Source organism: Streptomyces sp. NPDC054847 (assembly GCF_053610925.1).
The window spans coordinates 1-11,150 of the sequence record NZ_JBSGZJ010000229.1; the positions used below are offsets into that span (position 1 = coordinate 1).

At 71.2% G+C, this 11,150-nt stretch carries 8 protein-coding genes; 3 read left to right on the forward strand and 5 right to left on the reverse strand.

What is annotated here, in order from left to right; genetic code table 11:
• Window positions 1-50: 50 nt before the first annotated feature.
• From ACWGH4_RS21700 to ACWGH4_RS21715, 4 genes are all read right to left on the reverse strand, one after another.
• Complete coding sequence (locus ACWGH4_RS21700) at window positions 51-284, reverse strand: hypothetical protein (RefSeq protein WP_005316466.1); 234 nt, start codon at window positions 282-284, stop codon at window positions 51-53.
• Window positions 285-403: 119 nt separating this feature from the next.
• On the reverse strand, window positions 404-1,273 hold the full coding sequence (locus tag ACWGH4_RS21705) for an SDR family oxidoreductase (RefSeq protein WP_453463310.1): 870 nt from the start codon (window positions 1,271-1,273) through the stop codon (window positions 404-406).
• Complete coding sequence (locus ACWGH4_RS21710) at window positions 1,270-2,208, reverse strand: alpha/beta fold hydrolase (protein ID WP_453463313.1); 939 nt, start codon at window positions 2,206-2,208, stop codon at window positions 1,270-1,272. Before ACWGH4_RS21710 ends, ACWGH4_RS21705 begins: the two co-directional genes overlap by 4 nt.
• Window positions 2,205-3,755 carry a flavin-containing monooxygenase gene (locus tag ACWGH4_RS21715; RefSeq protein ID WP_453463316.1) on the reverse strand — a complete coding sequence of 517 codons (1,551 nt, stop codon included), beginning with the start codon at window positions 3,753-3,755 and terminating at the stop codon, window positions 2,205-2,207. Before ACWGH4_RS21715 ends, ACWGH4_RS21710 begins: the two co-directional genes overlap by 4 nt.
• A 172-nt stretch (window positions 3,756-3,927) precedes the next feature.
• Between ACWGH4_RS21715 and ACWGH4_RS21720 the strand changes: the two genes are divergently transcribed.
• Window positions 3,928-4,554: a MerR family transcriptional regulator gene (locus ACWGH4_RS21720; RefSeq protein WP_441265204.1), complete on the forward strand. Its 627-nt coding sequence runs from the start codon at window positions 3,928-3,930 to the stop codon at window positions 4,552-4,554.
• A 114-nt stretch (window positions 4,555-4,668) separates the two neighbouring features.
• Here the strand turns inward: ACWGH4_RS21720 and ACWGH4_RS21725 are convergent, their stop codons facing one another.
• Window positions 4,669-7,983, reverse strand: a complete 3,315-nt coding sequence (locus tag ACWGH4_RS21725; protein ID WP_453463319.1) for a S41 family peptidase — start codon at window positions 7,981-7,983, stop codon at window positions 4,669-4,671.
• A 263-nt stretch (window positions 7,984-8,246) separates the two neighbouring features.
• Here ACWGH4_RS21725 and ACWGH4_RS21730 point away from each other — a divergent pair, with 263 nt between their 5' ends.
• A complete protein-coding gene (locus ACWGH4_RS21730; RefSeq protein ID WP_441264999.1) occupies window positions 8,247-8,819 on the forward strand; it encodes a TetR/AcrR family transcriptional regulator C-terminal ligand-binding domain-containing protein in 573 nt (190 codons plus the stop codon).
• Window positions 8,820-8,938: 119 nt separating this feature from the next.
• Complete coding sequence (locus ACWGH4_RS21735) at window positions 8,939-11,104, forward strand: MMPL family transporter (protein ID WP_453463322.1); 2,166 nt, start codon at window positions 8,939-8,941, stop codon at window positions 11,102-11,104.
• Window positions 11,105-11,150 lie beyond the last annotated feature (46 nt).

Genomic DNA, 11,150 nt, shown 5'->3' on the forward strand with positions numbered 1-11,150 from the left:
CCCGCGGTTGTTGCGGGTGCGCCCGTCGTCGGTGGTGCTACGAGGCCTCGTCAGGCGTCGTAGTCCTCGACCCTGTCGCGGCGCTCGCGCATCGCGTTCTCGCCACGTTCCTGCATGGACTCCCGGGACCGGGCGCCCTGCTGCTCGCGACCCTGCTGGGTCCGCTCGGAGACCTCTTCGCGGGCGCGGCGTGCGCGCTCCGACTGGTCTCCCTTGCCGGCCTTCTGCTTCGCCTGGTCCGCGAGCTCCTGCGCCTTGTCCTTGAACTGGTCTGAGATGCCCATGAAATGTCACTCCTAAGAGGGGTGTGGGGGGTCGGGGGCACTCATGCCCCCGGGGCTGCGACCAGCGTTGCACGCACGGACAAAGCACGCATTTCGATCAGTTACGCTCAGTGGTTCTGCTACCGGCACGCTTCGTCGGCCGCCCCGCCGGCCCCCACGAGGCCCGTGGAGACGCCGTCGAGACGCGGTTCGAACCGGCGCATCTCGCGCTGTCCCACCGTCCCGATGACCGCCGGTAGATAGCCGCGGATCGACTGCATCCCCCTCAGCCACCACTGCGCGTACACGTGCGAGGAACGGCGTTCGATGCCGGCGACGATCCGGTCCACCGCGGGGCCGAGCGGATAGGTGCGGTTCGACGGCCACGGCAGACGCTGCCGGAGCTCGCGCATCACGTCGTCCTGGTCGGCGCCGCGCACCATGTCGGTGTCCGTCCACGACAGATAGCCGACACCGACGCGCACACCGCGGTGGCCGACCTCGGCCCGCAGGCTGTGCGCGAACGCCTCCACACCCGACTTGGACGCGCAGTAGGCCGACATCATGGGCGCGGGCGTGATGGCGGCGAGCGACGCGATCTGGAGGAAGTACCCGCGGCTCTCGAGGAGTACGGGCAGGAACGCCCGCCCCGTCACGGCGCTGCCGATCAGGTTGACCTCGATGACCCGCCGCCAGGCGACCGGGTCCGAGTGCAGGAACGGACCGCCGGACGCCACACCCGCGTTGGCGACGACGATGTCGACCTTGCCGAAACGCTCCTTGACCTCCTGCGCGACCTTGGCCATCGCCTCGTGATCGGTGACGTCCGCGTGCCAGTGGTCGCTCTCGCTGTGGAGCCGCTCGGAGACCTTCTTCAGTTCGTCCGGCTCGAGGCCGACCAGCGCCACCTTCGCGCCGCGCGCGGACAGTTTGCGCGCCAGCAGCTCGCCGACGCCCCGCGCCGCGCCCGTGACGACCGCGACCTGCCCTTCCAGGCTCACCCTGCTCATGCGGCTTCCTCCTTCGTGTCCAGGTACGCGCCGGTCAGCTCACGGATCTTGGCGGTGACGGCCTCGGGGGCCTCCACCGGTGTCATGTGGCCCATCCTCGCGAGCTCCACCAGTTCGAGGCACTGCGGGAGTTCGGCGGCCAGCCGCCTGGCGTGCACCATCGGCGTGAGCCGGTCGGCGGTGCCGCCGACGACGATCGCGGGCACGTCCAGGGCCCGTACGCCCTTGTCGAGGTCGAGTTCGCCGAGGACCTGTGACCAGGCCACCCGGGAGGCCCGCGGGCAGGCGTGCACGATGCGCGCGCACTCGTCGACCCGCTCCGGCGAGGAACCGGGGCCCATCGTCCCGTACTTGAGGATGCGCCGGGACACGGGCGTGACCGGGCCGAGCGGCGCGCGGGCCCCGAGGATCAGATGCGTGAGCCTGGTCCGCAGCCGGCCCGGCCGCATCGGCAGTACGACGGACTCCTCGACCAGCCGGGCGCTGCCGGTGCTGCACAGCAGCACGGCCGCCGCGTGCTCGCGGAAACCGGCCCGGCCCGCCGCGGCCATCATCGTCATGCCGCCCATGGAATGACCTCCGAGCACGGCCTTCTCGCCCGGCGCGAGGACGGCTCGGAGCACGGCCTCCAGGTCGTCGGCCAGCCGCTCGGTGCCCACCGCCCCCGCCGGAGTGCGCCCGTGGCCCCGCTGGTCGTAGACGACGACGCGGTGGTCGGGGACGAGGTCCCGTATCTGGGCCGCCCAGAAGAGGGTGGAGCAGGTCCAGCCGTGGGCCAGTACGACGGTGGGGGCTCCCTCGGGGCCGTGCACCTCGACGTGGATACGTGCTCCGTCGGCGGAGACCGCGGTCAGTTCACGGTCGGCGACGGGCGGGGCGTCGGTGCGACGCAGCAGCTGGGGGTCCCTCCCAGGCCGGAGGCTCTGGGGGATCATGCGACGGCCTCCGTGTCCTTCGCGCCCTTGGCGGCCTTCGCGCCGACGGCCTCCACAGGCTGCTTGCCGGCGCCGGCCCGGACCACCTCGTACTCTGCGAGGTCCACGTGCCGGGTCGCGCCTCGGAACTCGGTCGTGGTGCCCGGCCAGATGGTGGTGTTGCGGCCGTTCTGGTCGAGGTACCAGCTGGTGCAGCCGCCGGTGTTCCACACGGTCCGCTTCATCCGCTCCTGCACCCGCCGGTTCCAGGCGTGGACGGCCGAGGGGCGGGCGGCGAGGGCGGAGCCGGCGCCGAGCAGGTTCAACTGCCGCATGTAGTCGGCCATGTAGTTCAGCTGGGACTCGATCATCAGGATCATCGACGAGTTCCCGAGCCCGGTGTTCGGACCGATGATGGTCATCCAGTTGGGGAAGCCGGCGGCGGTAGCGCCGCGCAGCGACTCCATGCCGTCCTTCCACGCCTCGGCGAGCGTGATGCCCTCCGCGCCGACGACCCGTTCGGCGATCGGCATGTCGGTGACGTGGAAGCCGGTGCCGAAGACGATCGCGTCGACCTCGGCCTCCGTCCCGTCGGAGGCCACGACGGTGGAGCCGCGCACCTCGGTCAGCCCGGAGGCGACGACGTCCACATTGGGCTGCGCGAGCGCCGGATAGTACGTGCTGGAGAGCAGGATGCGCTTGCAGCCGATGCGGTAGTCGGGCGTCAGCTTCGCCCGCAGCGCCGGGTCCTTGATCGCCTTGCGCATGTTGGCCTTGGCGAGCTGCTCGACCAGCCCGAGCTCGTTCGGCCGCTTGGTGAACGCCTGGACCTGCAACTCACGGATGCCCCACAGCAGTCCGCGCCGCGCGGTGCCCGTGAACGGCAGCTGCCGGTGCAGCCAGCGCTCCGCCCCCGAGATCTTCCGGTCGACGCGCGGCATCACCCACGGAGGTGTGCGCTGGAAGAGGGTGAGCTTCGCGACCTCGGGCTGGATCGCCGGCACGATCTGGATCGCGGACGCGCCGGTGCCGACCATCGCGACGCGCTTGCCGCGCAGGTCGTAGTCGTGGTCCCAGCGGGCGGAGTGGAAGACCTTGCCGGGGAAGCCGGCGAGGCCCGGGATGTCGGGCATCTTCGGGTCGGACAGCGGCCCGGTCGCGGAGACGACGACATCGGCGGTGAGCGTGCCCTGCGAGGTCTCGATCTCCCAGCGCAGCGCCTCGGTGTCCCAGCGCATCATCAGCACTTCGTGCTTCAGCCGCAGGTGCGGACGGAGCCGGAAGGTGTCGGCCACGTGCTCCAGGTAGGCGCGGATGTGCTCCTGGCCGGAGAAGGTCCGGGGCCAGTCGGGGTTGGGGGCGAAGGAGAACGAGTACAGGTGGGACGGGACGTCGCAGGCGCAGCCCGGGTAGTCGTTGTCCCGCCAGGTGCCGCCGACCGAGTCCGCCCGCTCCAGGACGACGAAGTCGGTGATCCCCTCGCGGCGCAGCCGGACGGCTGCACCGAGGCCCCCGAATCCGGATCCGATCACCGCCACTCGTACGTGCTCGTGCTGCTGCTGGCTCATGCCGCCGCCTCCCGCTGGAACGGTCCCGTACCGAACACAAAAACGTTGCCAGCAATCACTGGCATGGTTGGGAGGGTAGAGCAGCTCCATACCGAGCGGTAGGGGTAGGACGCCACAAGTTACCGGCGGTACAACATAGGCTTCTGTTGTGAAGGAAGCGCGTGAGTACCGCATGGAGGAATTGGCCGAGAAGGCCGGCATCACGGTGCGCACCCTGCGCTTCTACCGTGAGCGGGGGCTGATACAACCGCCTCGCCGGGAGGGCAGGATCGCCTGGTACGACGAGCACCACCTCGCCAGGCTCCGCACGATCGCCGCCCTGCTGGAGCGCGGACACACCCTCAACGGCATCGCCGACCTGGCCACCGCCTTCGAGAGCGGGCGGGACGTGGGCGAGGTACTCGGCCTCGGGGAACCGACGGAGGAGACCCCCGTCCGCCTCACCCCCGAAGCGCTCGCCGACTACTTCGAGGGGCAGGTCACCCCGGAGAACCTGGCCACCGCGCTGGAGCTCGGCTATCTGGCCACGGACGGCGAGGAGATCGTCCACATCAGCCGCCGGCTGCTGGACGTGTCCGCCGCGCTGGTGCGCGAAGGCGTGCCGCTGTCGGTGGTGCTGGACGCGGGCCGCCGGGTCCGTGTCCACGCGGAGGCCCTGGCCGGGCTGTTCGTCGACGTGCTCACCACCCACAGTGCCGACGGGGAGTTGGACAGGCTCCGCCCGCTCGCGAAGAGCGTGGTGGAGGCCGAGCTGTCCATGGCGATGGACCGCCGCCTGCGCCGGACGCCTCCGGCCTGACCGCACCCCCGGTCAGGAGGCGTGGCCCGGCCACGAACCGGAGGCCGGACCAGCCCCGAACCGGAGGCTCCGGCAGCGTTCCGGGGACATGACCGGGCCGGCCCGGAGGACGGTTCAGCGCGGTGGCAGCGGCGGCCTGCGCAGGTCGGGCACCTCGGAGTAGTCCGGGGGCGCCGCGGCCGGAGCCGCCTTGAGCATGTCCAGGGCCAGCCGGATCGCGTCGTCGAGGCCGACATGGCGCCCCTCCGCCCAGTCCAGCGGCGTCCGCAGCGCGTACACGTCCGGTTCGACGCCGTGGTTCTCGATCGACCAGCCGTAGGCGTCGAACCAAGCCGCGTTCATAGGGACCGTGATCACGGTGCCGTCGCCCAGGCGGTGACGGCCCGTCATGCCGACCACGCCGCCCCAGGTGCGGGTGCCCACCACCGGGCCGCGGCCCAGCAGTTTGAACGCCGCCGTGATCATGTCCCCGTCCGACGAGGTCGCCTCGTCCGCGATCGCGACGACCGGTCCGCGTGGCGCGTTGGAGGTGTACGAGACCGGCTGGGCGTTGCGGGTGAGGTCCCAGCCCAGGATCCTGCGGGTCAGCTTCTCGATGACCAACTCGCTGATGTGGCCGCCGGCATTGCCGCGGACATCCACGATGAGCGCCGGCCGGGAGACCTCCATCCGTACGTCGCGGTTGAACTGCGCCCAGCCCGAGCCGCCCATGTCGGGGATGTGCAGGTAGCCGCACTTTCCGCCGCTGATCTCCCGTACCACGGCGCGCCGTTTGGCCACCCAGTCCTGGTACCGCAGCGGCCGCTCGTCGATCAGCGGGACGATCGCGACCCGGCGCGGGGGGCCGCTGCCCTCCTCCTCCGCGGGCAGGAACGTCAGCTCGACCGTCGTACCGCCCGCCGCGGAGAGCATCGGGTACGGCCCCGCGACCGGGTCGACCGGGCGGCCGTCCACGTGGGTGAGGACCGCGCCCTCCCTGATTCCCGCGCCGGCCAGCGGGGAGCGGGCCTTGGAGTCGGAGGAGTCGCCCGGCAGGATGCGCTTGACCACCCATTTCCCGTCCCGGCAGACGAGGTTCGCGCCCAGCAGGCCCATGGCCCGCTGGTAGTGCGGCGGCCCTTCGTTGCGCCGGGCGCCGGTGACGTAGGCGTGGGAGGTGCCCAGTTCGCCGAGGACCTCGCGCATCAGATCGGCGAACTCGTCGGGGGAGGCGACCCGTTCGACCAGTGGCCGGTACTGCTCCAGCACCCCGTCCCAGTCGATCCCGCACATGTCCGGTTCCCAGAAGTAGGCGCGGATGATGCGGCCGGCCTCCGCGTAGGCCTGGCGCCATTCCGCCACCGGGTCCACCTCGTGCAGGATGCGGCGCAGGTCGAGGAAGACGGTGGAGTCGAGGTCGCCGGTCTCCGTGGCGGGCACGGCACGCAGGTCGCCCTCGTCGACGACGACGAGCCGGGTGCCGTCACCGCTCACGGCGAACCAGTCGAGATGGCCGACGAGTTCGGTCCTCCGTGCCTTGGTGATGTCGAAGTGCTCCAGCGTGGGCCTGCCGGAGGTGTCGGCCGGGTTGACGAACGTCTCGCCCAGCGCGCCGGAGATGGGCCAGCGCAGCCAGACGAGGCCGCCGCCGGCGACCGCGTGCAGCGCCGAGTACTTGGAGGCGGCGACCGGGAACGGGGTGACCCGGTTCTCCAGGCCCTCGATCTCGACGAGCACCGCGCTGTCGGGCGCCTCCTCCAGCGGGTCGAGCCCGCCGGCGGCCGGCCTGCCCTCGGGTGTGAGGGCGAACGGCGAGGGCGTCGCGGAGGACAGCGGCACCAGGTAGGGGCGGCAGCCGAGCGGGAAGGACAGGTCGCCGGTGTGCACGTCGTACACCGGGTCGAAGCCGCGCCAGGAGAGGAAGGCGAGATAGCGGCCGTCGCGGGTGAAGACCGGGTTCTCGTCCTCGAAGCGTCCGTTGGTGACGTCGACGATCGTGCGGTCGGCGATCCGGGCCATCCTGATCTGCCGCAGCGAGCGTCCGATGCCGGGGTGCGACCAGGTCAGCCAGTGTCCGTCGGGCGAGAACGACAGGTCCCGCACGGGCCCGTTGGTGGAGCGGACCAGTTCGGTGACCTCGCCCGTGGACTCCTCCGTGGCGTCGATCAGGAGCAGCCGGCCGTCGTGCGAGGCGATGGCGATCCGTTCGCCCTCGCTGTCGGCGGCCATTTCCAGCACCCGCCCCAGCTGTCCCGACGCGAGCCGGCGCGGCTCACGGTCGCCGGTCGCCCGCGGCAGGTACGCGATCTCGACGGCGTCCTCGCCGTCCGCGTCCGTGACGTAGGCGACCTGCCCGCCGCTGCCCAGCATCACCGGCAGCCGTACCCGCACGCCCGGGGTGTCCGCGATGGTGCGGGCGGGGCCGTCGCGGTGGGTGAGCCAGTACAGGCTGCCGCGCACGTTGACGGCGCTGGCCCGCCCCGTCTCGTCGACCGAGATCGCGCCCACATGGTTGGCGGCGGGCACCTGGTAGGTGCGGCGGCCGGCGCGCGGCCCGCCCAGCCGCACCTCGAGCTTGCGCGGCACCGAGTCGGGCGTGGTCAGGTCCTCGACGATCCACAGGTCGCCGCCGCACTGGTACACGACCCGGTGGCCGTCGCTCGCGGCGTGCCGGGCGTAGAAGGCGTCGTGGTCGGTGTGGCGCAGCAGTCCCGTTCCGTCGGGGCGGCAGGAGTAGAGGTTGCCCACGCCCTCGTGGTCGGAGAGGAACGCGATCCGGCCGTCGTCCTCCGACCACCGGGCGGCGCCGTTGCCGTGGATGAACATGGGGCAGTCGAGATGCCCGTTCAGGTCGGGGAGCAACTGCTCGCCGTGCAGCCACAGCCGGCCGGTCGCGCCGCCGCGGTAGCGCTTCCACGCGGCGGGTTCGTGCGGCGGCTTGCCGGTGAGCAGCAGCGTGCGCCGTTCGCAGCCGGTCCCGCCGGGGTGGGAGGGACCCTCGGACTCGTCGGTGACGGCGATGTCGGAGACCGGTCCCCAGGGGAGCCGGCCGCCGGGAGAGCCGTCGGTCGGGACGCTGTAGGCCCAGGAGAAGTACGAGAAGGGCTGGCCGTGCGAGGAGACGGCGAGGATCTGGCCGTCGGGGGTCCAGCCGCAGACGCGGGTGTCGGTCGAGCCCCAGTAGCTGAGCCTGCGCGCGGGGCCGCCCTCGACGGGCGCGAGATGGATCTCCGGGTCGAGGCTGCGCCAGTTCGTGTAGGCGATGTGCCGGCCGTCGGGCGAGAAGCGGGGGTGCCCGACCCGGGTGCGGTCGACGGTCAGCCGCCATGCCCGGTCGGGCTGTTTCCCCTCAGGGACCAGCGGCGCGATCCACAGGTCGTCCTCGGCGGCGAAGCACAGCAGGTCGCCGTACAGATGCGGGTAGCGGAGATACGCGGCGTCGTCACTCACCCCCCAATGCTTTCCGCGGCCAAGGGTCGCGGCAACTCGTGGGCCGGGGCGAATCGCGGGGCGCCCGAGGCGCGGCGCGGCACTGTGGGCCCTGACCGGCGGGAAAGGTCCGTGGCCGGGAACGTCCGTGGCGTGAACCTCTGTGGCCGGGAACGTGCGTGACCGAGGCCACAAGCGAAACGGTTTCGTTTCGATGGCGGCCCCGGGTACTCTCGAGGTGTACGAAACAGTTTCGTTCGATCGACTGCGACCGGGAGGCAGGCATGACACGCAGCCGGCTCACCCCGGAGCGCGAGGCGCAGTTGTACGAAGCCGTGCTCGACCTGCTCCGCGAGGTCGGCTACGACGCCCTGACCATGGACGCCGTCGCGGCCCGTACGCGCTCCAGCAAGGCCACGCTCTACCGCCAGTGGAAGAGCAAGCCCGAGCTGGTCGCCACGGCGCTGAAGCACGGCAAGCCGGTGCATGTCGGCGACATCGACACCGGCACCCTGCGCGGCGACTTCCACGCCATGATCGAACGTACCGACGACTGCCAGATGGAGAAGGACTCCGCGCTGATGCGGGGTCTGGCCCAGGCGATCCACGCCCATCCCGATCTCCACGAGGCCCTGCGTGAGCTGCTCATCGAGCCGGAGATCACCGGACTCGACGCGCTGCTGCGACGGGCCGTGGACCGGGGCGAGGTCAGAGCGGACAGCCCGGCACTGGGTTACGTACCGCACATGCTGGTCGGCGCGTTCGTCGTCCGGCATCTGATCGAGGACCGCACACCCGACCAAGCCTTCCTCGCCGATTATCTCGACGCCGTGGTCCTCCCCGCCCTCGGCGTCTGACCTCCCCGGGTCGCGACACCCTCCCCGCTGCACCACAGCACAGCACCTGACGCGCGCCGCTCTCGTCGTCGGGCCGGCTCCCCATGCCCTGTTCACCCTCATATACGGGAGTAGCCCTCGTGGCCACGTTTCTCTACAAGCTAGGACGGTCGGCCTTCCGGCGCCGCCGTCTCGTCGCCCTGCTGTGGGTGGCGCTGCTCGCCGTCGCCGGTGTCGGCGCGGCCACCGCGTCCACCGCCACCTCCTCTTCCTTCTCCATCCCGGGGACGGAGGCCCAGAAGGCCTTCGACCTGCTGGAGGAGCGCTTCCCCGGCGGCAGCGCCGACGGCGCGACCGCCCGGGTCGTCTTCAAGGCCCCCGACGGCGAGAAGATGACCGACGCCGGTCACCGTGCCGAGGTGGACAAGGCCGTCTCCGAACTCAAGGACGGCTCCGACCAGATCGCGGCGGTCACCGACCCGTACACCGCGAAGGCCGTCTCCCGGGACGGCTCCACCGCGTACGTCTCCGTCACCTACGCCGTCAGCTCGATGGAGCTGACCGACGCGACGCGTGAGGCGCTGGAGGAGACGGGTACCGAGGCGCGCGAAGCGGGCCTGACGGTGGAGATCGGCGGCGACGCGCTGCAAGCGGTCCCGGAGACCGGGGCCGGCGAGATCATCGGCGTCGTCGTCGCGGGCATCGTCCTCGTCATCACCTTCGGTTCGCTGGTCGCCGCCGGACTGCCGCTGCTCACCGCGATCATCGGCGTGGGCATCGGCATCTCGACGATCACCGCCCTGGCGAACGTCCTCGACCTCGGCTCCACCACGTCGACCCTCGCGATGATGATCGGCCTGGCGGTCGGCATCGACTACGCGCTGTTCATCGTCTCCCGCTACCGCGCCGAGCTTGCCGAGGGCAAGGAACACGAGGAGGCGGCCGGACGGGCCGTCGGCACCGCGGGCTCCGCGGTCGTCTTCGCCGGTCTGACCGTGGTCATCGCCCTCGTCGGCCTGGCCGTGGTGAACATCCCGATGCTCACCAAGATGGGCTTCGCCGCCGCCGGCACCGTCGTCATCGCCGTCCTGATCGCCCTCACCCTGATCCCGGCGCTGCTCGGCTTCGCGGGCAAGCGGGTGCTCGGCCGCAAGGTGCGCAAGGGCGCGCCGGTCTCCGACAAGCCGAACGCCGGCACCCGCTGGGCGCGCTTCGTGCTGCGCCGCCCGGTCGCCGTGCTGCTCGCGGGCGTCGTGGGCCTCGGGGCCATGGCGATACCGGCCGCGTCGCTGGAGATGGGTCTCCCCGACGACGGCGCGCAGCCCACGAGCACCACCCAGCGCAAGGCGTACGACCTGCTCTCCGACGGCTTCGGCCCCGGCTTCAACGGCCCGCTGATGGTGGTCGTCGACGGCGACAAGAGCGTGGCGGACCGTACGGTCGAGGTCATCCAGGGTCTCGACGGCGCCGCCGCCGTCACCCCGCCGACCCTCAACAAGGCCGGCGACACCGCGATGATCACGGTCATCCCCAAGGACCGGCCGTCCTCGGTCCAGACCGAGGACCTGGTGCACGACATCCGCGACCGGAGCGGTGACGAGGTCCTCGTCACCGGCGCCACCGCGATGAACATCGACTTCTCGCAGAAGATGAACGACGCGCTGCTGCCCTACCTGGCGCTCGTCGTGGGTCTCGCCTTCCTGCTGCTGATGGTGGTCTTCCGGTCTGTGCTGGTGCCGCTCAAGGCGGCCCTCGGATTCCTGCTGTCGGTCGTCGCGGCACTCGGCGCGGTCGTGGCCGTCTTCCAGTGGGGCTGGCTGGGCTCGGTGTTCGGCGTCGAGCAGACCGGCCCGATCATGTCGATGATGCCGATCTTCATGGTGGGCGTCGTCTTCGGTCTCGCCATGGACTACGAGGTCTTCCTGGTCACGCGGATGAGGGAGGCGTACGTCCACGGTGAGCGGCCCGGCGAGGCGATCGTCACCGGCTTCCGCCACGGGACCCGGGTGGTGGCCGCCGCGGCCGTCATCATGATCGCTGTCTTCTCGGGTTTCATCGGCTCCAGCGAGCAGATGGTCAAGATGATCGGCTTCGGCCTCGCGATCGCGGTCTTCTTCGACGCGTTCGTGGTCCGTATGGCGATCGTGCCGGCGGTACTGGCCCTGCTCGGCCACAAGGCCTGGTGGCTGCCCCGCTGGCTGGACCGGGTGCTGCCGAACGTCGACGTCGAGGGCGAGAAGCTCCACAAGGAGCTCGCCGGGAGTCCCGGCGACCCGGACGGGGACCGCGAGTTGGTCCGCGTCTGACGCTCCCGTAACCAGGGAGGACACGAACTCCGGAGGTGCCCGGTGG